Consider the following 21,942-nt stretch of genomic DNA (forward strand, 5'->3'; position numbering starts at 1 on the left):
CACCGACCACGTGATCTGCAAATCCGAGCTGAACCGACATCTTCGTCTCCCAATGACGAAGTGAATCAGCCCCGATCCACTTTTGCAATGGTCCCCCGAAGTGGGTGACGGCGCGATCTACGAACTGGCGCGGATCCTCACCGCGTTCCGCAAGGACTTGCCCGAGCCGAACCTGACTTTCAACATCGGCCTGATCGGCGGCGGTGCGACCGCGACGCCGAGCGCCAACGACGCCGAGATCTTCGCGACCGGCAAGACCAACATCGTGCCCCCCATCGCCATCGCCAAGGGCGATTTCCGCGCGCTGACCGACGAGCAGATCGTGCGGGTGAAGGCGAAGATGGAGGCGATCGTCGCGCAGCATCTGCCGCAGACCGGCGCGACCATCGCGTTCGAGGAAGGCTATCCGCCGATGGCGCCGACGGCGGGCAACAAGGCGCTGCTCGACCGGATCAACGGGATCAATACAGATCTCGGCCTGCCGGAGATGCCGGTGCTCGATCCGCTGAAGCGCGGCGCTGGCGACATCAGCTTCGTCGCCGCCCAGGTTGACGGCATTGCCGGCCTTGGCCCCAACAGCAGCGGCGACCATACGCCCGAGGAACGCGTTGACCTCAAGAGCTTCCCGCGCCAGATTAAGCGCGCTGCGCTGCTGATGACGCGGCTCAGCGCGGAGCCGGCGCGGAAGCGGTAGGCCGTGCGATCAGCCCTGCATCAGGGCAGATCGCATTTAATCTTGCCGTCGACATAATAAGGCTTGGGCACATCCGGGTTCGGCGATGTCTTCTCGAAGACGATCTCGAACGATGCCGTATCCGGCTTGCCGCTGCGTTCGGTGCACGCCGCCACCAGCTTCTGCTTGACCGCGGCGACACCCTTGTCGTTGTTCTCGCCCTCGGCGCTGTTGGTGAGGTTCACGATCTCCGCCCAGGCCGGCTGGCTCAGCGCAAGCATGAAACCCGCCAGCGCGATTTTATGCGACCTGTGCATCCACGATCTCCTGAAAGCCTTGCACGACAATGGCTTGGCGCCGCCGAGACGGATCCAAAACGTATTGTCCGGCCGAAGGATGCGTTCCCAGGCACTTACGTGAGGGAACTGGCGACGCCAGTGCGGCATCCGCACCGTCTGCGTTCGGGCCATTGCAATTCCTGGGCATCGTCGCTAGTGCGACTAACTCGCAATATAATATAAATTGAACGGGGGTTCTGGTGCTTATCGCTCGTCTCGCGCTGTTCGCGACCGTTTCGCTGTGCCCGGCTGTTGCCATCGCGCAGGTTTCCACCGCTCCCGCGGAGCCTGCCGCCGAGGGAGGAGACGACATCATCGTCACCGGCCGCGCGCAGCGGCTCTATCGCACCGAGACCACCACCGTTGGCAAGGTCGCCGAGGATCCGCTCAACATCCCCCAGGCGCTGCAGGTCATCAATTCGGAGCTGTTCATCGATCAGGGCGCGCGTGACGCGACGGACATCTATCGCAACATCTCCGGCGTCAGCTTCTTCTCCTATGCCGGCATCACCTTCCGCGGCTTCCGGCAGGATCAGTCCTTTTACGATGGCATGCGGGGCAATCCGTTCATCGGCTTCTCGGTGCCGCAGCTCTTCAACGTCGAGCGGGTCGAAGTGCTGAAGGGCCCGTCCGGGCTCTTCTTCGGCCCCGGATCGCCGGGCGGCATCATCAACTATGTCTCGAAAATGCCGTCGGAGAAGGCCGGGCTGCGCACGGTGCTGACCGGCGGCAATTACGACCGCGTCGGCATTTCGTCCGAAGCGACCGGCAAGGTCGATGCCGACGGGATCGTCACCTACCGCCTCGGCGGCTTCTACGAATCGATGGACCCGTATCGCCGCAATACTCAGAACAAGTCGCTGATCGGCGACGCCGGGCTCTCGATCAAGACCAACCAGGGCGGCAAGCTGACCCTGCAGGCGACGATCTACGACAATGATCTGCAGGCTAACCGCCTGCGCGGCGTGCTGACCGACGATGACGGGAATTTCCTGAGTGACATCCGTTGGAACGCCAATGAGCCGACCGACTTTCTGCACCTGAAGTCGCAGGCCTATCAGGCGCGCTATGCCACTGCGATCGGCGACCGGGTGACCTTCGATGCCGGCGTGCGCTATTTCAAGGCGACCGAGACGCAGCAATATCACGAACCGCGCGGGCTGGTGGCGGGCAATCCCGATCTGGTCGCACGCGAGTTCCGCGACCAGATCCGTGATGTCGACGGCCTCTCCTTCTCGACCAATCTCACCGCACGCGTCGACATCCTCGGCATGGAGCACAAGTTTCAGACCGGGGCGGACTGGTATGACGAGACCAGCGTGCTCGATTCGCGCATCCTGCGCGCGGGCGTGACCCCGCTCAGCCTCAGCAATCCGGTCTACACCAATTCGGCGCGCGACGTGGCGCGCGCCGCGCTGCTGCCCTTCACCCGCACCGACACGCGCACCAAGCGGCAAGGCGTTTATCTGCAGGATCAGATCAGCCTCACCGAGGCCTTCCTCCTTGTCGGCGGCATCCGCTACGACAAATTCGAGGATCGCGTGGTCAATGCGGCATCCTATGAGGATGATGACATCACCCTGCGTACCGGCGCGATCTTCAAGCCGCGCAACGATGTGTCGCTCTACCTGAGCTGGTCGCAGAGCTTCGAGCCGCAGACCGCCGCCAGCCAGAACATCGACGTGGGCGGCCCCTTCGCGCCGGTCACCGGCGACCAGTTCGAGGGCGGGGTGAAGACCGACCTGTTCGACGGCCGGCTGCAGGCCAATCTCGCGGCCTATCGCATCGTCCGCAAGAACATCCTCCAGGCCGATCCCAGCCTGCCGCCGGTCAACGGGCAGGACCAGCTTCGCCCGATCGGCGAAGTGACGAGCAAGGGCTTCGAGATCGATCTCTCCACCGACATCACCCCCAACTGGGTACTGCTGGTCAATTATGGCTATAACGACACCAAGATCACCGGCACGATCGCAGGGCAGGCGATCACGAACGCGGTGGGCAATCGCTTCGCCAACGCGCCCAAGCACAAGGTCGGCTTCTGGAGCCGCTATCAGGTGCCCGTAATCGACACCGCCTTCGCGGTGGGCGGCGAGCATGTCTCGAAGCGGATCAGCCTCTCCGGCCAGAAGGTGAAGCCATATACGATCTTTGACGCCTCGATCACCAAGGGGCTGGGTTTCGCCGAACTGATGCTGCGCGTCGATAATATTTTCGACAAGGTCTACGCGGCCTCGGGCTTCTCCGCGCAGAGCGGCCATTTCCCCGGCGAACCGCGTACCTTCCTCGCCGAGCTCCGGCTCAAGTTCTGACGATGGCGAAGGCGCGCACCGCGAAAGGCCGGTCGCTATGGTGGGTGGTGCATGCGTGGATCGGCCTGAAACTGTCGATCTTCCTCACCTTCATCCTGCTCACCGGCACGCTCGCAGTGTTCGCGCATGAGATCGACTGGCTGGTGACACCCGCGATGCAGGTGTCACCACAGGCCGCCCCGACCGCAAGCTGGGGCCAGCTCGCCGCCGCCGCGGCCGAGGCGGCACCCGAAGGCCGGTTGCAGACGCTCTACGCGCCGATCGATCCCTGGTTCGCCGCGGAGGCGTGGATCGATCGCGGTAAGGGCGCACCGGGCCGCGTCTATGTCGATCCATGGACCGCAGAAGTCACCGGCAAGCATGGCTGGGCCAATGTCCACCGCTTCCTGCGGCAGGTACATCGCCACCTGATGCTGCCGACGAAGATCGGCATTCCGCTGGTCAGTTCGCTGGCGCTGCTGATCGCGGTCTCGCTGGTCTCGGGCATCGTCACCTACAAGAAGTTCTGGCGCGGCTTCTTCCGCCTGCCCCGCCGCGGCGACGGGCGCCGGCTAACCGGGGACATCCACCGGCTGGCCGGGCTGTGGAGCCTGTGGTTCGTCGCGCTGATCGCGCTCACCGGCATCTGGTATCTGGTCGAAACACTGGGCGGCAACGCGCCGGTGGACCGGCTGCCGGAGATCACCGAAAGCGGTCCGCCGCCGACCGGCGCCGCGCTCGACCGGCTGATCGCGGTGGCAAGGCGTGCCGACCCGGACCTGAACATCCGCGAGATCCGCTTCACCGAGACCAATGGCGTGGTTCTCCTGGGCCAGTCCCACGCTTGGCTGGTGCGTGACCGCGTCAATGCTGTCGCGGTCGATCCAGCGACGATGGCGGTGACCGGCCGGCTCGACGGGCGCACCCTTTCCGTCCACCAGCGCATCTCCGAAATGGCCGATCCGCTGCACTTCGGCACCTTCGGCGGGCTGGCCACCAAGCTGCTCTGGTTCCTGTTCGGCGCGGCGATGACCGGGTTGGCGGTCACCGGCACGATGATCTACGCCTTCCGGCTGGCGAAGGCGGAGAAGAGTGAGGCGAGCGGCCCGAGCATCGCGTGGGCCGGCATGGGCGCCTGGGGCTATATCGGGATCGCACTGGTGCTGCTTTCGCTGGCACTGACGCCGGGGGCGATCGGCGGGGCAAGCTGAGCTCCTGCGACTGTTGCTCCCCGCACCCCGTTCGCCCCGAGCGCAGTTGAGGAGCGAGTCGCGTGACGGATACCGGGGGCGTCTTCAGCTTCGCTCGAGACGAGCGGGTTGAGGCCGAGGAGCAAATCGTCCGGAGTGAGCACAGGACGGGCAGAGAACGGCGGATGTCACCCCCACGCCCGCAATCAATGATTCCGGCGCCTGCACACTGGTCCTTCCCTGCCATTTTGCCTAGGGCCCTGACTATCGCGTACAGCGTCAGGGCCTTACCGCCTGCCCGTCGCCCCTGATCGGCGCTGCGGGGCCGCTCGCACGCATGACCGGCTTTGCCCCAGGAGGATTCGTGACCGCACCCGCCCCCTCGCCCCAGCCCTACAAGAGACTGGTGTGGACGGACTGGGCATTGCTGGTGGCGGTCAATCTGGTGTGGAGCCTCAACATCGTCTTCGTGAAGCTGTCGGTGGATGCGGTCGCCCCGATGACGGCGGCCTTTCTGCGCCAGCTCATCTTCGGGCTGGTCTGCCTGCCTTTCATCCGCATCGTTCCCGGCAAGATGCGGACCATCCTGGCCATCGCGCTGATCTCCGGGGGCATGTTCTACGTGCTCACCAACTTCGCGCTGGTGAACGCGCGCAATGTTGCCGCGGTCGCGATCGTCGGTCAGCTCAGCGTGCCCTTTTCGGTGATCCTGTCGGTGATCTTCCTCGGCGAACGCATCGGCCTGCCGCGTATCGCCGGCATCGCCATGGCCTTTGTCGGCGTGCTGCTGGTGGGGTTTGATCCGCGGATCATCCATGAGGGGCTCGCGCTGCTGCTCAACGCCGCCGCAGCCTTCGTCTGGGCGATCGGATCGATCCTGACGCGCCGGGTGAGCGACGTGCCGGTGCGCACCTTGTTCGCCTGGATCGGGCTGGTCGGCAGCATCAACATGGCGCTGCTGAGCCTGATCTTCGAGCCCGGCGCGATGGCCGGCGTGCCCGACCTCGCCCCCGCCACGTTCGGCGCCATCGCCTTTTCGGCGATCGGCTCCACCTTAATCGGCCATGGCGGCTTCAGCTGGCTGGTGCAGCGCCATCCGATCAATGTAGTGATCCCCTACACGCTGGTGTCGCCGATCCTCGCGGTGATCTTTTCGGCGATGGTCTTCGGCGCACCCGTCACCGCGCTCGCGGTGTTCGGCGGCATCGTGACATTGGCCGGCGTCACCATCATCACCTTGCGGTCGGCGAAGAAGGGGCTGGTCGTCGAGGAATCCGCCTGACCGCCCGATCAGCGGGAGGCAGCCAGATCCGCAGCCAGCACCGCCTTCAGAATATCCTGCGACCGCCGCTGGCCATAGCCACGCCCATAGGCCGCCGAGGTGATCGCCACCACCAGCCGCCGGCTCGGCACGACATAGATCTTGTTGCCGCCATTGCCCGACGCGAAGGACACCGGCACCGCCACGCCATCCACTTCGTGCACTTTCGAGTACCAGTAATAGCCATAGCCATCGGCATAGGGATCGTCCGCCGCGATCGAGACCCTGGGCGCCAGCGCCGCGTCGATCCAGCCCGCGCTGACGATTCGGCGCTCACGATACAGGCCCCGCCCGCGCACCATCTCGCCGAGGGTCGCGAGATCGCGCGTGGTAAGCATCAGATTGCCCTGCGCCTTGGTATAGCCGGCAGCGTCTGACGCCCATTGCCAGCGCCGGATGCCGAGCGGATCGAAAAGATGCTTGGCTGCGACATCAGCGAGGCGCCGACCGGTCGCCTTCGCCGTCACGACACCGGCGACATAGCTGGTCAGCGAATTATAGCGGTAGCGGCTGCCGGGCGGATCAACGCGCGGGACGGCGCGGACGAAGGCGAGCGGATCCGCCGCCTCGTCCATCCTGTCCTCATTGCCGGGCGATTTCGGATCCTCGTCGAACGCGGCAAGACCGGAACGCATCGTCAGCACGTCGCGCAGCGCGACATCGCCGATCGCACTGCCCTGGGCCTCGGGCCAATAAGCCGAGACCGGATCGTCAACGCTGCGGATCGCGCCGCGATCGACCGCAATCCCCACGAGCAGCGCCGTCACGCTCTTGCCGGCCGAGCGGATGTCGTGAAGCGCCTCGGCGTTGGCGCCATTGTAATAGCGTTCGGCGACGATCCTGCCGTCACGCATCACGACCACGCCGCGCAGGTCGGGGTGGGGATCGGCATCCCATTGGGCGAGCACCGCCTCGAGTGGTGCCTCGCTGCGCGCTGCGGCAGGCGCCGTCCACCAGCAGGCGGCCAGCAACGCCGCCGCGATCAACCGTCCGATCATCGCTGCCTCCGATCCTGCACTGTCACATAGGCATGGTCGTCGCCCGCCATGATCGCCTTCTCCCCCGCCCGGAACAGGCGGTGCTGCTTGAGCACCAGTTCCTCGGGGCGCCAGCCGCGCTCCCTGATCTTCTGGTCGAGGTCACGGTCGATCACGACGTAGCGGGCGAACACCCCGCGCGGCAGCTGATCGAGCACGCGCGCGCGATCGTCGGCATCGAGGTTGGTGGCGTCGAGCACGGTGAACACGCCCGAGTCCAGCCGCGCGCGGATCAGCCCGTGGGCGAACCTCCACACCCGCGCCAGCGCATCCGGCGCGTGGCCGAGATCGCCATAGAGCTGCATGCGCAGCGCATCGCTGGAAACGACGTCATGCGGCTTGTAGTTCGCGGCGGCGTAGGTCGATTTGCCCGCGCCGCACGGGCCGACCAGCATGTGCAGCAGGGTCTGGCCGGCATAGGCGCTCGCCGCCGGCTCGTCGGCGGCGCATTGCAGGGTGGTGATGCCGTGCGCGCGCCACATCTTCACCACCTGCGGGCGATCGTCGATCACCAGCACCGGATCATAGCCATCCTCTAGGATGCGCTGGAGGATGTCCGCCTTGACGATCTGGTCGGGTCGCGTGTCTCCCTCCGGCCGGAAATAAATCCGGTCATAGGGAATGGCGTTGATCTCCAGCCAGTCGAGCGTGGTCTGCCGCCAGTCCGGCCGTTCGGGCCGCGCGGTGACGATCAGGACCGCATCCAGCCCGTGCCGCGCCTCGACCGCCTTGTGCAGCAGCCGGGCGAGCGTGGCGATCGGCTCGATCACGGGATCGTCCTGCATGTCGCGGAAGAAGGCGATCCAGTCCTTCTCGCCGTCGAGGTGGTGGACGCGGTGGCCGACATCGGCCAGCGTTCCATCGATGTCGAAGATCACGGCACGCATGGCCGCCTCGCCTCCCCTGGCTTGATATGGTGTCGGTGGTGGACGATCAGGGGCGCGGGTCGACGCCGTCCTGCAGTTCGTTGGCGATCACCGGGCCCTGCATCCAGTGCCGGTCGGTCTGGACATGGCCCCTGCGCACCCATTTGGCGACGCCGACGAAGAAGCGCCCCGCATCGCCCGCGCCCGAAGGATAGGCGATCGGCCCGGCATCGCGCAGCACGAAACCCTCCTGCGTTTCGGGATCGAGCCCGGCAGCGATGCGATCGAGCACAGCTTCGTCAAACGGGCCATCGTAGAGCAGCGGCACCGGCACGATGTCGAGCATCGCGAACACCTCCCGCGTCTGGTCCCAGCCGAGCAGCACATTGCCCTCATCCCACACGCCGAAGCCGAGGAAATAGCTGGGCAGCGCGTTGCCGAGCGCACGGGCATAGGCGATCGAATGGCGCGCATAGGCATATTCGCCCGAGATCCGCCAGCCCGGCGGGATGTCCGCCGCCTTGCGGGCATGGTGCGCCTTGATCCAGTCACGCGAGGGATGATAGCGGCCATCCGGCGAGCGCGGATAGGTCTTCGCCGGCGTCATCGTCGTGCCCTCGCCATCGATCTTCTCGGTCACGATCACACGGCGGCCGATGAAGGGGGCGAGGCTGGGCAGGCGGCGATCATCATTCTGCAGCCCCGGCGAGGACGGCAGATGATAGGTCCGCGGATATTTGAGGTCGCCCAATCCCCCGGCAGTCACGACTCTGTCCTCACGCGAAGCGACATGACCGGCGGGCCAAGGCGGTGACGCCGGTATCACATCGAGCGGTGACATGAACAGATAGGACGCTTTTCCTCCCAGCATCCAGCGCCGGGAAGAAATATCTGCAGGAATAATGCTACGTCCCACACGCTACCCGCTCGGGACCGATCGGTTTACTTACACTCGGTGGATCCCAGCGGCTCCGTGCGCAGCAGCGCCGGCGCATCCGCATCGATCCGCGTCGATACCGGCAGGCCGAGCCCGGCCAGGCCGCCCGCCACCAGATGCGCGACGCCGCGCGCGCCCAGTTCGCTGAAATGGGTGTCGTCGGCGATGCCCTTGGGGAATGCCGCCTGCGCACCTTCGAGATAATGCAGGTAGAAGGCACGCGCCGCCTCTCCGCCCTTGCGGTCGATCCAGGCGCGGGACAGCGATTCGAGGTCGATCATCGCCGCGCCGGTTTCCTTCGCGACGAGACGGACCACCGCAGAATAGTCCGGGAAATCCGCCTTGGCCTTGCCTTCGGCGTCGAAGGATCGGCGCGCCACCGGGGTGATCAGCACCGGGACGCCCTTTGCCCGTCGCACATCGGCGATGAAGCGCAGCAGGTTGTTGCGGTAGGTGGTGTATGCAGCGGCAAAACGTTCGGGCTTGGCCTTGTTCGCATCGTTGTGCCCGAACTGGATCAGCACCGTGTCGCCGGGCTGCAGCGCGGCCATCAGCCGCTCCCACCGCCCCTCGCCGATGAAGGTCCGCGTCGAGCGTCCGCCCATCGCGAAATTCTTCACAGCCATGCCGGCGGGCAGCGCACAACGCAGCATCGTGCCCCAGCCGGTCTGCGGAAATTTGTCCGCCTGATAGTCGGATGCGGTTGAATCGCCCGCGATCAGGATCTGGTCACCCGGGGCGGCGAGCGCCGCGCCGGGGCTGAGAACCAGTGCCAATGCGGCGGCGGCGCGGATCATTTCGCGCCGGCCTTGGGCTTGGCGACCGAGATCGCGAAGGACAGATGCGGCGGCTGATTGTACGCCGTGTTCTGCCAGGCGACGCCGAGCCGATAGACCGGATCATGCATCAAGGTCGGCAGGCGAATGTCGGTGCCATACGGCGTCGCATAGATGCGCAACTCGCTGCTGTCCGCGCTGCGCAGCACCAGTTCCTCGCGCCAGTCGCCGACGATGTCGGCCGAAAGGGCGGGATTGGCCTTTGTCCCGTTGTTTGATTCGGCGCCCTCAGCGATGAGCAACGGCACTTCCTTGCCGTTCGCCCAGTCCCACTTGGCAATACGGTTGCGGTCGAGCAGTTCGCGCAAACCGTCGCCATCCCACCAGATGCCGAAATTGGCGGTGCGCGGGTGGCCGCCGGGGATGACATTGCCTTTCACGTCCCACAGGTCCGCCGAGTTGGAGGCCCAGGCCTCGGCGCCCGGATGGCGCGGGTCGATGTCGATCGCGATGCCGCGGCCGGTGTCCTTGTCCGCCGGCTTGGTCCACAGGATGCGGCCGGTGCGCGCATCGAGCATCGCTGCGCCGATGCCGCCATTGCCGCGGATGTCCTCGTGCACGCCGAACTTTTCGAGGCCAGGGTTGGCAGGATCGAGGTCGGACACGTGCATCGCATCGCCATGGCCGAGGCTCGCCGACCAAAGCCCCTTGCCGTCATCGTCGATCGTCATCGATCCATAGAGCACCTCGTCGCGACCATCGCCATCGACATCGGCGACCGAAAGCTGGTGGTTGCCCTGCCCGCCAAAACGCTCATGGCCGGGCGCTGCGCTGTCGAACAGCCAGCGCATGCTGAGCTTGCCGTCGCGCCAGTCCCACGCGGCGACGGTCGAACGCGCATAATAGCCGCGGCCGAACACGATGCTCGGGCGCTGGCCGTCGAGATAAGCGACTCCGGCGAGATAGCGTTCGGAACGATTGCCATAGCCGTCGCCCCAAATCGCCTTGCGCTTTGCAACCGCAGCCTCATCGTCACCGCCCGCGCCGAGCGGCGGCGCGTAGGGTGCGGTGGCGAGCGCGGCGCCGGTGCGGCCATCAAATATGGTCAGATATTCGGGGCCGTTGAGGATGCGCCCCTCGATCTGCGCCATGCGCTTGCCGTCAGCGGTTTCGCGCGATCCGGTGCGGTCCTGCGCCTCGAGCTCGGCGGCGCGGCTGCGCCAGTCGGCCTTGGCGTCACCGATCACCTTGCCCTTGCCGTCGACGGTGCCGTCCGCCGTCTTCATCGCGACTTCGGCGCGGCCGTCACCATCGAGGTCGAACACCATGAACTGGGTATAATGCGCGCCCGAGCGGATGTTGCGACCAAGGTCGATCCGCCACATCCGCTTGCCCTCCAGCGTATAGGCATCGAGCAGGGTCTCGCCGGTATAGCCGCCGAATGCATTGTCCTTGGCGATAGTCGGCGTCCATTTCAGCACGATCTCGTAGCGGCCGTCGCCGTCGAGATCGCCGACGCTCGCATCGTTGGCGGTGTATTCGTAACGCTCCCCAGTCGGCGTCGTGCGTGCGGCGGGGCGGTCGAGTGGGATCGCGACATAGCCCTTTTCCCACGGAATCGCGGTCGCGACCGGCTCGTCGTCGACGGACAGGCTGTAGCGCGCGGTCGGCGTGCCCTTGGCATCGATAAAGCTGGTCGCCGCCTTGCCGCGGATCGTGGCGATCACAGTGCCGTCACGGCTGAGCGTGAAGCGGGTCGCAGACGGATCGGTGGAGAGCAGACGCCACGATACATGCATTCCGGCACCGCCCTGTGCCGGCACCACGACCAGCGCGCGGTCAAGTTTTTCAACCTTTCGGCGGGGCGTGCTGGCAGCCGCTGCCGACGCGCCGGCAAGCGCTGTCGCCGCCATGGCGACGCCGGCGAGCAGATGACCGATAAGGCGTTGAGCGTGCATCCCCGATCCTCTCATTTTCGGCGACCTTATTTCATCATATGGTCGCATAATCCATATTGCGCCGCTCGAAAGGCGCAAGTAGGATTTATAAGACTTCGGGCTGCACCACGAGGGCAGCCGGTGATGATGAGGGAGAGGATCTGGATGGCAGCAGCGGGCAGTGGCCCGCGAACGATCGATCGATGAGCGACCACAGCATCATCGCACCCCTGACGATCGCGAACAGCCTCCATCATCACGACGCCGCGCAGCGCGTTCCCTTTCGAGATTTCCGCTGGCCCGGCCGCGGTAACGCTTCCCTCCCCACTGGACCGGCGATCCCGCCAGACGAGATCGCCGGTCCTGTTTTTTCAGCGGTGGGAAGAACCCTGCGCCTCCAGCACCGCCAGGCGGCGGGTCAGTGCGGCGACACGGCGATGCGCCGATCGCAGCAGCATCGCCGCAGCAGCGATCATGCCCACACCCAGCACCGCCGCGACGAGGCCGGCAGGCTTGTCAGCGGCAAACCCGATCGCCAGCGCGCCGCCGGTGAAGATCAGCGCGAACAGCAACGCCATCCGGCCCGCGACGATGCGATGCCGCGCGAACAGGACGTGGCGGCGCGCCAGCACCCAGCCGGCATAGACCACCCAGGCCGCGCCGATCGGCACCATCGCACCGAAGGCGAGGCGCGTGTGCGCGGGCAGCGCCGGTTCGGCGATCCAGAGCGCGGCGATCGCGCTGGTCATGCCCAGCGCCGCGAGCAGCAGCACGCCATGGCCGATCCGGGCAGCCGATGACAGTTGCGCATCGGTCAGGCCGCGCAGCGCCTGGGCGGCGGCGGTGTCATGGTCGATGGTCATGGCAGTCTCCTTGCTCGAAATGGTGGCGCAGCATCTGCCGGGCGCGGAACAGGCGCGATTTCACGGTGCCCGGCGGGATCGCCAGCACCTCCGCTAATTGGGCGATCGACAATGCGTCGAAATAGAAGAGGCTCAGTGCCTCACGTTCGGCCGGCGGCAGCGCGGCGAGATGATGATCGAGCGCCTCGAGATCGTCGCGCAGCGCGCTGTCATCCTCCGTGGCGATGCCTGCGATCTCCTCCTCGGCAAATTCGACGAGGGGCGGCGCGGCATAGCGATGGCGAAGCGTGTCGATAAAGGCGCGGTGGGCGATACCGAACAGCCAGGGGCGTAGGCGCCGCCCGTCGCGCAGCCGGCCGATGCCGCGGATCACGCGCAGCCAGATATCCTGCGTCAGTTCGGCGCCGCGATCGGCATCGCCGGTAACGCGGCGTGCATAGCGGGCGATCGGCCCTGCCCAACGCGCGGTCAGCGCATCGAAGGCGGCGCGCTCGCCAAGCTGGCAGCGGATGACGAGCAATTCGTCCGCATCCGCTGCCCGCTCTCTATCATCCGCCTGCTCCACAATGCGCCCCCCGTGCCAGTCTCGCACGTTCAGTCGGTGGATCGGCCAAAAGGTTCATGCGCACCGGAGCGCCGCCGCTGCGGCGCCCCGGCGCCGGCGCCAATCAGTCGCGCGCGGCGACGATGATGATCTCGACCTTATAGTCCGGGGTCGCCAGCTTGACCTCGCCGGTCGCACGCGCCGGGGCGCCGACGCCCGCGATCCACGGTTCCCACACCGCGTTCATCGCGGCGAAATCGGCCATGTCGGCCAGCCAGATCGTCGCGGAGAGGATCTTCGACTTGTCACTGCCGGTTTCAGCGAGCAGCGCGTCGATCTGTGCTAGCACGGTCTCGGTCTGCGCCGTCACGCTCTCACCCGGCGCGCCGACCTGACCCGCGAGATAGACGGTGTTGCCGTGCGTGACCGCCTGGCTCATGCGGGGGCCGGAATGGAAGCGTTCGATCGTCATGTCGGATCCTTGGCAGTGGGTGACGGGAGTGTCGCGGCGCGCGATAGCGTGAACAACGCCGTTTCACGAGGGTTGAGGCAGGCACTGGAACAGGGAGCGGCGCATGAAGGCGGATGGCGGCCTCAAATCCAACATCGTGCTGTATGGTGCGTTGGCGGCCAATCTCGGCATCGCTGTCGCCAAGTTCGCTGCGGCGGCGATCAGCGGCTCCTCGTCGATGCTCACCGAGGGTGTCCACTCGCTGGTCGACAGCGGCAACCAGTTGCTGCTGCTCCACGGCCAGCGCCGGGCACGGCGCCAAGCCGATGCAGCCCATCCGTTCGGCTATGGCCGCGAACTTTACTTCTGGGCGTTCGTCGTCGCCATCCTGATCTTCGCGGTGGGCGCCGGCGTCTCGATCTATGAGGGCTGGCGGCACATCCGCACGCCGGAACCGCTACGCGATCCGCTGATCAACTATATCGTCCTCGGCGTCGCGGTGCTGCTGGAAGGCACATCCTGGGCGATCGCGGTACGCGAATTCAACGCGGGGCGCGGCGACACCGGCTGGTGGCCGGCGATCCGCGGATCGAAGGATCCAGCCGGCTTCATCGTGTTGTTCGAGGACAGCGCGGCGCTGATCGGCCTCGGCATCGCCGCCATCGGGGTATGGGCCAGCCATTATTTCAACGATCCACGCATAGACGGCGTCGCATCCGTGCTGATCGGGCTGATCCTGGCCGCCGTGGCCACCCTGCTCGCGCGTGAAGCCAAGGGCCTGCTGATCGGCGAGGCGGCCGATCCGGCGCTGATCGCACGGATCCGTTCGATCATGGATCGCCGCAGCGAGATCTGCTCCGTCAATCATATCCGCACCATCCACACCGCGCCCGACGCGATCTTCGTGGCGATCAGTGCGGAGTTCGCGCCTGCACTGCCGATGGGCGCAGGCGAGGCTCTGATCGAGGAGATCGAGAGCGAGCTGAAACATGCGGTGCCGCAACTCACCTCGGTCTATATCCGGCCGGAGAAGCGGGTGGATGCGGCGGCCTTTCCCGCCCCCGCACACCCAGAGGACTGACGAAAGCCCCCGGTCTCGCGCGGCGCGGATCCGGAAACATCGGGGACACGCCGCAGCGACATCCTGCGCGCATGCCCCCCGTCATTTCGATTCCCCGTCTCCGCCCGCTCTGGCGCAGCGACATGGCGCTCGCCCTGTGCGTCAGTGCCGCCTTCGTTGGCGCCCCGCGGTCCGCCGCAGCACAGGCGGCCGACACGCCGGCCGCACCGCCCCAGGCAGTACCGGCACCCATCGCGCCGGCATCATCACCCGCGCCGGCCAAATCGCTGGGCGAGATCAAGTCGATCAACGTCACCGGCAACCAGCGGCTGGAGGCGGAAACCATCCGTTCCTACATCCAGCTTCGCCCCGGCGCGTCCTATACCACCGAAACGCTCGACCAGGCGCTGAAGGATCTGTTCGCGACCGAGCTGTTTGCCGACGTGCGGATCACCGGCGGCGACACCGGCGACATCATCATCGCCGTCCGCGAGAGCCCGGTCATCAACCGCATCGTCATCGAGGGCAACAAGCGCCTCAAGGAAGACAAGATCCGGCCGGAGATCCGCCTCGCCGCGCGGCAGATCTTCACCCGCTCCAAGGTCCGTGCGGATGTCGCCCGCATCATCGAACTCTATCGCCGCCAGGGGCGTTTCGCCGCGACCGTCGAGCCCAAGATGGTCTCGCTCGACCAGAACCGCGTCGACATCATCTTCGAGATCACCGAGGGGCAGAAGTCCAAGGTCCGCCAGATCAACATCATCGGCAACGAGGCGTTCAACGACGGTGAACTGCGCTCGGAGATGGCGACCAAGCAGTCGCGCTTCTTCCGCTTCTTCTCCTCGTCGAACAGCTATGATCCCGATCGCCTCGCCTATGACCAGGCGAAGTTGCGGCAATTTTACCTGACCCAAGGCTATGCCGATTTCCGCGTCGTTTCCGCGGTCGCCGAACTCACGCCTGACAAGCGTGACTTCATCATCACCTATGTCGTCGAGGAAGGGCGGCGCTACAAATTCGGCGGCGTGAAGGTCGAGAGCGACATCCGGGACTTCAAGCCGGGCAATGTCGGCAAGGTCTCGATGAAGAAGGGCGACTGGTACAACGCCAAGATGGTCGAGGACACGGTCGAATCCTTGACCGAAAGCGCCGGCCTGTTCGGCTATGCCTTTGCCGAGGTGTCCCCCGAGTTCAATCGCGACAAGGACGCGTTGACGATGGACATCATTTTCCGCATCGGCGAGGCGCCGCGCGTCTATGTCGAACGGATCGACATCAACGGCAACACGCTGACGCAGGACAAGGTGGTCCGCCGCGAATTCCGTCTGGCGGAGGGAGACGCGTTCAACAGCTTCCTGGTCAAGCGCTCGACCGACCGCATCAAGTCGCTCGGCTTCTTCCAGGAAAATCTGCAGGTCGAACAGAAGCAGGGCTCGGCGCCCGACCGCGTCATCCTCGAAACCAATGTCGAGGAAAAGTCGACCGGCGAACTCCAGCTTTCCGCGGGCTTCTCGTCACTCGAATCCTTCATCGCCTCCGCCTCGATCCGCCAGCGCAACTTCCGCGGCAAGGGGCAGGAACTGCGCGCGAGCGCCAGCCTTTCCAGCTATTCCAAGTCGGTCGAGTTGGGCTTCACCGAACCCTATCTGTTCGACAAGACGATCGCGGTCGGCGGCGACATCTTCCGCCGCGACTATAGCTCGTTCAACTATATCAACGATAATGACCGCAACACGACCTACCAGCAGGTCTCGACCGGCTTCCAGTTGCGCGCGGGCGTGCCGATCACCGAATTCGTCTCGCTGGCGGCACGCTATACGTTCAGCATCGACGATGTCAGCCTCAACAAGAACAGCTATTATATCAACGGTGAATGCAGCCCGCTCCTTGCCGGTCGCTATCTGTGCGACGCGGTGGGCAATCGCACGACCTCCTCGATCGGCTACAGCCTCGTCTACGACACGCTGAACAACCGCGTTCGCCCGACCGGCGGCCAGCGGGCCGTGCTGAGCCAGGATTTCGCCGGCCTCGGCGGATCGGTGCGCTACCTCAAGACCCGGGCGGAGGCGGCGACCTATACCGATATCGGCGCCGGCTTCATCGGATCGCTGAAGGCGGAGGGCGGCGCGATCATCCCGCTGCAGACCAGCAGCAGCGCGGACAGCGATCCGGTGAGACTGACCGACCGCTTCTTCCTCGGCCAGCCGCAATTCCCCGGCTTCGACATTCGCGGCATCGGCCCGCGCGTGATCCGCCGCGCCTATGACACCTCGACCACCGATCCCACCGATCTTGTCTCGTCCAACAGCAGCGATGATTCGCTAGGCGGCCGCTATTATTATCTCGGCCGCGCGGAGATCGAGATCCCGCTCGGTTCAGGCGCGCGCGAGCTCGGCCTGCGCCCGTCGATCTTCGCGGTGGTCGGTTCGGTGTTCGGCGTGAAGACGCCGACATTGGAGACCTTCCCCGACCTCGACGGCGACGGCACCCCCGACGCACGCGACATCGGCCAGCTCACCAACTCGGCCGGGCAGTTGCTCTATACGATCCCGACGGGCCAGGTGAACGCCGGCAGCTACACCACCTGTGCCGCCGGCCAGCTCGTCTCCAGCACCTGCGTGGGCGATGTCGCCAACGCGGCGGCGCGCAACACCATCTCGCCCTTCTATGAAGAGTTTCTCGGGAACAGCTGGAAGCCGCGCCTGTCGGTGGGTTTCGGCGTCAACTGGAACTCCCCGTTCGGCCCGTTCCGCATCGACATCGCCAAGGCGCTGCTCAAGCAGAAGGGCGATGATACGCGGCTGTTCACCTTCAACATCGGCACGCAGTTCTGACCGGCAAAGTCGGAGACACATCCGGCAATCAGTGCGAAAGACGGACGGGCGAGCAACGGGGCATGACCCACTACAGCCCGATCCGCCCGCCCTTCGCCGATGCCCACATCCACCTCCGCTTCGACGATCGCCGCTTCCACCGCTGGCGGCTGGAACACCGCATCATCCTTGAGCGGACGGCCGACGCGCTGGTCTGCGCGCTGCGCTTCACCCCACCCGAGGCGAGCCTGCTGCAGTGGAAAGCGGGCGCAATGGTGGAGATCACGTTCCTCCCCCCTCCCGCTCGCGGGAGGGGCCGGGGGAGGGCGTGTCAGGATTCGGTGCCTTCAATGGACAGGCCCTCCCCTAACCCAGCGATACAGCCGGGCGAGGTCAGTCATGCCCCCGGCATGACTGAGGGATTGCCGGGGACAATCCCGGCCTCACCCGGCTGCATCGCTCGCAGGCGGGAGGGGGACTTGGCTCCCATCACCCTCCCCATCGCCGGCGGCGTCCTCGTCGCGCCGCATGTCGCGGCAGCCCTACTCCCATCCGGCTTCGCCTGGAGCGGCCCGCCCCGCCCCACCATTCGCTTGCCAATCGCCTCGATCGCAGCGGACGGCGCGCTCGACCTGATCCTCGTCCACCGCCCTGCGCAGCAAAGCCCTGCGGTCGCCACGGTGATGCGCCACCTGCTCGGCAGCGGCGATGCCGATCTCCGCATCGCCGACGTTGCGCCGCCGCGCATCACCGACCCCGCGCTCACCATCGCCTGCGATCTGGACGGTCTCGCCAGCCTGCGGGCGATCCTGCGTGACCGCGCCGGTCGCGGGCTGCCGTCGCCCGCGATCGCGACGACCGTCGATCCCGTTCTTCTCCAGCGCGTGCTGGGCGAGGATCTGCCGCGCCGCCGCGTCGCGCGCATCCGCACGATCGACCCGCAGGCCGCCCGCGTCGACATCGCGCACCACCTCGCGGCACGGTGTGACGATGGCGCCCCCGTGCTGATCGTGGGCGCCGCCGCCGGTTTCATCACCCCGGTCGAAACCCTGCTGCGCGCGCGCTTCGGCGTTACCGCGTTCGATGCGATGCTCGCCGCCGGCACGTGGCGGCGCTACCCTGCCGACGCGCAGGCGGTGGCGGGGTGACGCGCGCTCAGCCGAAGCGGCAGGCGCAGAACTTGTTGCCGTCGAGATCGCGGAAATAGGCCATGTAAAAGCCCGCGCCACGCTCTCCCGGTGCACCCTCGCAGGTGCCGCCGAGTTCGATCGCCTTGGCGTGGAACGAGTCGACCGCCTCGCGGCTGGGCATCTCGAACGCGACCATCGCGCCGTTGCCCGCGCTCGCCGCGGCGCGATCGAACGGGGTGAGCACGCCGAGCAGCAGCTTGCCATCCTTGCCGAACATCGCGCCACCGCGCGGATGGTCGAAAATCTTCGCAGCGCCCTGCGTCTCAAGCAGCGCCGAAAAGAAGGGAATCGACTTTTCAAGATCGTTGGAGCCGATCGTAGCGTAGCTCAACATCATCACTCTCCCCTGCTTTCGACTGCGCATAGCGCGACACATACCACCAACCAATGATGAAATGCGCGAGATGGATGGCGATGGAGATATCGCCATGGCGGTGCTGCGACGGCTGCGATCATCGTAATTTTTCATGGCGTCTCTTCCGCTGATGCCTCCGCAACCTAAATGATATTTTGTATCATAACCGCAGGACGTTTCCCCGCTCATGCCGCACGCCCAAAGCCGCCCGGTCGCCGCCGACCGGCGCACCGATCTCGTCGAAGGTGCCGCCGTCTCGGCCTCGCTGCTGTGCCTCGTCCACTGCCTGGCGTTGCCGCTGATGCTGATGGTGTTGCCCGGGGCGATCGGCCTGTTCGCGCAGTCGGAGGCGTTCCACGCGGTGGCACTGCTGCTCGTCGTCCCCTCCGCGCTCGCCGCCTTCTGGCTCGGCCACCGCCGCCACCGCGCGCCGCTGCCCGCCTTGTTCGGCGTCGCCGGCGTCGCCGGGCTGGTGCTCGGCCTGCTGCCGCTGCTGCCCGAGGACGGTCAGCGCTGGGTGACGGTCGCAGGCAGCCTGCTGCTGGTCGCGGGGCATCTGCTCAACTGGCGGCTGCGGGCGCGGGCGGTGTGAACCGCGCGCCCGCTCAGAGCCGCATACCGAGCCAGATCACGGCTTCAGTCGATACTGCGACGATCGGTTCGATCAGCGCGCGCCAAACCTTGCTGCCGCCCAGATGGTCAAGTGAGGCATCATGATGCGCCCGTTCGTCGCGGATGATCGTGCGCAGCAGGGTGACAGCCTCATCGTCCCGTCCCGCCAGCGCCTCGATCTGCGCTTCCATATGCCGCAGCACGACGCGCTCGATCGCGACCGTGGTGGCGGCGATCGCCTGCCGGCCGGTCAGCCCGGTCAGCGCACCGAGTACGAACCCGCCGGCCCCACACAATAGGAAACTGCGGCAGCGCGGGCGCCCGCGGCGCGTTAACTCGCCGCCGAACGCCGCGCGATGGCTGCGTTCGTGAGCGATGAAGGCGTCGATCTCGGCGACCAGGCCGGGCGCGCGCCATCGCGCCATCCAGCGCTGCGCACGATAGGCGCAGACCGCGCCATGCTCTCCGGCATGATCCACCTTCATCACCCGATCGCCCAGCACTTCCCCGGGCGCTAGGCATGCCGCGACCGTCATCGGCGCTCTCCGCCGGCTGCGGCAGGCGGCGGTTCCTCGAACGCATTGCGGATCGCAACGTGCATCCGCACCAGCCGCTCGATCTTCGTCCGATCCAGCCGGTAGCTGCCACCGCCCGGCGGCTCGATCGTCTCGAAATCGGTGTAGGAGGATCCATTCCGCCCCTGGTCGATCGCCAGGATGCAGCCATAGGGAAAGGGGTAGCCATCGGTGTAGCGCCAGCAGCCGACCCAGTAGCGATGGCCGTCAACCGTGCCGGCCAGCCGCCCGCGCACAGGGCCCGCATAGGACTTGTCGCCTGCAGTATAGGCGATGTCGGGCTGCTCCGGCCATTGGTCGGGATGGCCGCGAGCGATGCGGAAAGCGCCCTCATAGCTGTTCGGCTCCAGATCGAAGGTGGCCGACGCTGCGCGCGGATGATAGCCGATGTCGAAGCCGATCAGCCGCCCGTCGGTGCGAAGGAAGCGCAGTGAGCAACTGCTCCAGATCGGCCCCTGGCTCGACGTGGCGCCGCACAGCAGCGCATCGGCATCGGGCCAGCTCAAGGTGCGGCCATCGGGCAGCGGGCGCGTCTGAGCGGCGATGCCGGTGGTGCGCCAGTGGGCAAGGGGACGGGTGTAGACCGCCGCATCCTTCGGCGCCTCGGTGCAGGCGGCCAGCGCCAGTGCCGGCAGGATCAACGCGATGCGAGAGCGGTTTGAACGGTCAATTGGCAGGAACCGACTCCTTGGTCAGTTGCCCCGCCGCGATGCGCCAGCCATCGCGATCGGAGGTCGCGACCAATATCAATGCGCGCTGCAGCCCGGGCACCGGCTTGCCATCGCGGATGAAATCCATGTGGAAGAACAGGGTGACCACGTCGCGCCGCAGCCGATGGATCTCGGGCGTGCCCTTGAGCGCGATCATGCTGCGCGATGCCCAGCCGCCGGAACCATGGATGCTGGCGAATTCCCGCACAATGGCATCCCTGCCCTGCGTACGCTCCTCCGCCACCGGCACCCATGTCGCATCCTCGGAATAAAGCCGCTCGAAGGCAGCAGCGTCATGCGCGTTCCACGCCGCGACGAAGGCGGGCGCAACCGCATCCGGAGACGCCACCTGTGCCAGCGCGGGTACAGGCAGCAGCCAGAGGAAGAGCAAGGCAAGACTCCAGCGCCGCATGCCATCACCTCGATTGATCTCGTCGACACCGCGTACCAAATTCCATGCGTCGGCGCGACGGTGCGCACGGCTTTCCGCGCACGGATCGTCTAGTCGCCCGCTCGCTCGATCGCCGGCGCGGCGAGCGCCTCCATCTTCGCATAGCCCGCCGGGGTGGGGTGAACGCCGTCGGTTGCGTCCGCTGTGGAGAGGCCGCCGCGGCCATCGTCCATCGCCGCGAAATAATCGATCAACGTCAGTTTGCGCGCCTGCGCGAGGGTGCGGATCCACGCGTTCAGATCGGCGATGCCGCGCACCGGATCGACCTCCGGTCGCCAGAAATAATGCCGCGCCGGCAGCACCGTGCCGATCACGACGCGGATCTTGTTGGCCTCCGCAAGATCAACCATCGCGGTGATGTTATTGCGGATATCGGCCTGGCTGGTCGGCCCGGTATTGCCGGCGACATCGTTGGTGCCGGCGAGGATGTGAACCAGCTTCGGCTTGAGCGCGATCACGTCCGCCTGGAAGCGCAGCAGCATCTGCGCCGTCGTCTGGCCGCTGATGCCACGATCGACCCTATTCTTGTTCGCGAACCATGATGGCCGCTCGCGCAGCCAGCCCTCGGTGATCGAATCACCCATGAACACGACACGCGCGGCCGTGGCTGCCGGCAACTTCGCATTCTCCGCGCGGTAGCGGCACAGGCCCGCGAAATCGGCGAGACGGACCTGCTTCTGCCACTCCCGGAACGCCGTCTCTTCCTGTCCGGTGCGCGGCGGAATCGCCGTCTTGGCCGCCCGCGCTTGCGCAGCGCGGGCCGAATAGGCGGCGACGATCGCGGGCTGCGGGGGGAGTTCGGCGCAGGGATCGGCAAACAGCCCGAAGCGTTCGCCCGGCTGGGCAGCAAGCGGTGCTGCCGTCAGCATCGCGGTTATCGCCGCACAGATTGCCTTCATCACATCCGCTCTCCACCTGTTGTCGCCGCCTTCTGGCACGGCGAGGATGGGGCGCC

21 protein-coding genes and 1 pseudogene are annotated in these 21,942 nt (G+C 66.3%); 8 read left to right on the plus strand and 14 right to left on the minus strand.

Annotated features, from left to right (window positions below; genetic code table 11):
* Positions 1 to 88: 88 nt before the first annotated feature.
* A pseudogene (locus FHS96_RS20305) lies at positions 89 to 694 on the plus strand (M20/M25/M40 family metallo-hydrolase); the annotation flags it as partial.
* Positions 695 to 714: 20 nt separating this feature from the next.
* Here FHS96_RS20305 and FHS96_RS20310 read toward each other — a convergent pair.
* Positions 715 to 990, minus strand: coding sequence for a hypothetical protein (locus tag FHS96_RS20310; RefSeq protein ID WP_429595967.1), 276 nt, complete (start codon positions 988 to 990; stop codon positions 715 to 717).
* A gap of 221 nt (positions 991 to 1,211) precedes the next feature.
* On the opposite strand from FHS96_RS20310, the gene FHS96_RS20315 reads away from it, so the two are divergent.
* The 3 genes from FHS96_RS20315 to FHS96_RS20325 all read left to right on the plus strand — a co-directional run bounded on the left by FHS96_RS20315 (position 1,212) and on the right by FHS96_RS20325 (position 5,771).
* Complete coding sequence (locus FHS96_RS20315; protein ID WP_429595970.1) at positions 1,212 to 3,320, plus strand: TonB-dependent siderophore receptor; 2,109 nt, start codon at positions 1,212 to 1,214, stop codon at positions 3,318 to 3,320.
* 2 nt (positions 3,321 to 3,322) lie between these two features.
* Positions 3,323 to 4,510 (plus strand): PepSY-associated TM helix domain-containing protein, encoded by a 1,188-nt coding sequence (locus tag FHS96_RS20320; protein ID WP_429595973.1) that lies wholly within the window; start codon positions 3,323 to 3,325, stop codon positions 4,508 to 4,510.
* A 343-nt stretch (positions 4,511 to 4,853) separates the two neighbouring features.
* Positions 4,854 to 5,771, plus strand: coding sequence for a DMT family transporter (locus FHS96_RS20325; protein ID WP_429595976.1), 918 nt, complete (start codon positions 4,854 to 4,856; stop codon positions 5,769 to 5,771).
* Positions 5,772 to 5,779: 8 nt separating this feature from the next.
* Here the strand turns inward: FHS96_RS20325 and FHS96_RS20330 are convergent, their stop codons facing one another.
* The 8 genes from FHS96_RS20330 to FHS96_RS20365 form a co-directional block, all read right to left on the minus strand.
* Positions 5,780 to 6,808, minus strand: coding sequence for a serine hydrolase domain-containing protein (locus tag FHS96_RS20330; protein WP_429595979.1), 1,029 nt, complete (start codon positions 6,806 to 6,808; stop codon positions 5,780 to 5,782).
* Positions 6,805 to 7,734, minus strand: coding sequence for a phosphatase domain-containing protein (locus FHS96_RS20335; protein WP_429595982.1), 930 nt, complete (start codon positions 7,732 to 7,734; stop codon positions 6,805 to 6,807). The genes FHS96_RS20330 and FHS96_RS20335 overlap by 4 nt, the downstream gene beginning before the upstream one ends.
* 46 nt (positions 7,735 to 7,780) lie before the next feature.
* Entirely contained in the window at positions 7,781 to 8,479 is a 699-nt protein-coding gene (locus tag FHS96_RS20340) for an RNA ligase family protein (protein ID WP_429595985.1), read from the minus strand.
* A 176-nt stretch (positions 8,480 to 8,655) separates the two neighbouring features.
* The gene (locus tag FHS96_RS20345) at positions 8,656 to 9,447 is read right to left on the minus strand and encodes a rhamnogalacturonan acetylesterase (protein WP_429595987.1); all 792 of its coding nucleotides are present in this window, start codon (positions 9,445 to 9,447) and stop codon (positions 8,656 to 8,658) included.
* Entirely contained in the window at positions 9,444 to 11,384 is a 1,941-nt protein-coding gene (locus FHS96_RS20350) for a rhamnogalacturonan lyase (protein ID WP_429595989.1), read from the minus strand. Before FHS96_RS20350 ends, FHS96_RS20345 begins: the two co-directional genes overlap by 4 nt.
* 350 nt (positions 11,385 to 11,734) lie before the next feature.
* A complete protein-coding gene (locus FHS96_RS20355) occupies positions 11,735 to 12,226 on the minus strand; it encodes a hypothetical protein (protein ID WP_429595992.1) in 492 nt (163 codons plus the stop codon).
* Positions 12,210 to 12,791 (minus strand): RNA polymerase sigma factor, encoded by a 582-nt coding sequence (locus FHS96_RS20360; RefSeq protein ID WP_429595995.1) that lies wholly within the window; start codon positions 12,789 to 12,791, stop codon positions 12,210 to 12,212. The genes FHS96_RS20355 and FHS96_RS20360 overlap by 17 nt, the downstream gene beginning before the upstream one ends.
* 103 nt (positions 12,792 to 12,894) lie before the next feature.
* Positions 12,895 to 13,242, minus strand: coding sequence for a RidA family protein (locus FHS96_RS20365; RefSeq protein WP_429595998.1), 348 nt, complete (start codon positions 13,240 to 13,242; stop codon positions 12,895 to 12,897).
* Between the two features lie 103 nt (positions 13,243 to 13,345).
* Between FHS96_RS20365 and FHS96_RS20370 the strand changes: the two genes are divergently transcribed.
* The 3 genes from FHS96_RS20370 (at position 13,346) to FHS96_RS20380 (ending at position 18,242) form a co-directional block, all read left to right on the plus strand.
* Positions 13,346 to 14,302 (plus strand): cation diffusion facilitator family transporter, encoded by a 957-nt coding sequence (locus tag FHS96_RS20370; RefSeq protein ID WP_429596001.1) that lies wholly within the window; start codon positions 13,346 to 13,348, stop codon positions 14,300 to 14,302.
* Between the two features lie 122 nt (positions 14,303 to 14,424).
* Entirely contained in the window at positions 14,425 to 17,115 is a 2,691-nt protein-coding gene (gene bamA / locus FHS96_RS20375; protein WP_429596004.1) for an outer membrane protein assembly factor BamA, read from the plus strand.
* Between the two features lie 458 nt (positions 17,116 to 17,573).
* Entirely contained in the window at positions 17,574 to 18,242 is a 669-nt protein-coding gene (locus tag FHS96_RS20380; protein WP_429596006.1) for a hypothetical protein, read from the plus strand.
* A gap of 7 nt (positions 18,243 to 18,249) precedes the next feature.
* Here the strand turns inward: FHS96_RS20380 and FHS96_RS20385 are convergent, their stop codons facing one another.
* The gene (locus tag FHS96_RS20385; RefSeq protein ID WP_429596009.1) at positions 18,250 to 18,618 is read right to left on the minus strand and encodes a VOC family protein; all 369 of its coding nucleotides are present in this window, start codon (positions 18,616 to 18,618) and stop codon (positions 18,250 to 18,252) included.
* 208 nt (positions 18,619 to 18,826) lie between these two features.
* On the opposite strand from FHS96_RS20385, the gene FHS96_RS20390 reads away from it, so the two are divergent.
* The gene (locus FHS96_RS20390; protein ID WP_429596012.1) at positions 18,827 to 19,231 is read left to right on the plus strand and encodes a MerC domain-containing protein; all 405 of its coding nucleotides are present in this window, start codon (positions 18,827 to 18,829) and stop codon (positions 19,229 to 19,231) included.
* Between the two features lie 13 nt (positions 19,232 to 19,244).
* Here FHS96_RS20390 and FHS96_RS20395 read toward each other — a convergent pair whose 3' ends face one another.
* The 4 genes from FHS96_RS20395 to FHS96_RS20410 all read right to left on the minus strand — a co-directional run bounded on the left by FHS96_RS20395 (position 19,245) and on the right by FHS96_RS20410 (position 21,886).
* Positions 19,245 to 19,787 (minus strand): demethoxyubiquinone hydroxylase family protein, encoded by a 543-nt coding sequence (locus FHS96_RS20395; RefSeq protein WP_429596015.1) that lies wholly within the window; start codon positions 19,785 to 19,787, stop codon positions 19,245 to 19,247.
* On the minus strand, positions 19,784 to 20,467 hold the full coding sequence (locus FHS96_RS20400; protein WP_429596018.1) for a hypothetical protein: 684 nt from the start codon (positions 20,465 to 20,467) through the stop codon (positions 19,784 to 19,786). Before FHS96_RS20400 ends, FHS96_RS20395 begins: the two co-directional genes overlap by 4 nt.
* A gap of 25 nt (positions 20,468 to 20,492) precedes the next feature.
* Complete coding sequence (locus FHS96_RS20405; RefSeq protein ID WP_429596021.1) at positions 20,493 to 20,948, minus strand: SgcJ/EcaC family oxidoreductase; 456 nt, start codon at positions 20,946 to 20,948, stop codon at positions 20,493 to 20,495.
* Positions 20,949 to 21,037: 89 nt separating this feature from the next.
* Positions 21,038 to 21,886: a GDSL-type esterase/lipase family protein gene (locus tag FHS96_RS20410; protein ID WP_429596024.1), complete on the minus strand. Its 849-nt coding sequence runs from the start codon at positions 21,884 to 21,886 to the stop codon at positions 21,038 to 21,040.
* Positions 21,887 to 21,942: the final 56 nt, after the last annotated feature.

The sequence above is a fragment of the Sphingomonas zeicaulis genome (genome assembly GCF_050433225.1).
Taxonomy (GTDB): domain Bacteria; phylum Pseudomonadota; class Alphaproteobacteria; order Sphingomonadales; family Sphingomonadaceae; genus Sphingomonas_D; species Sphingomonas_D zeicaulis.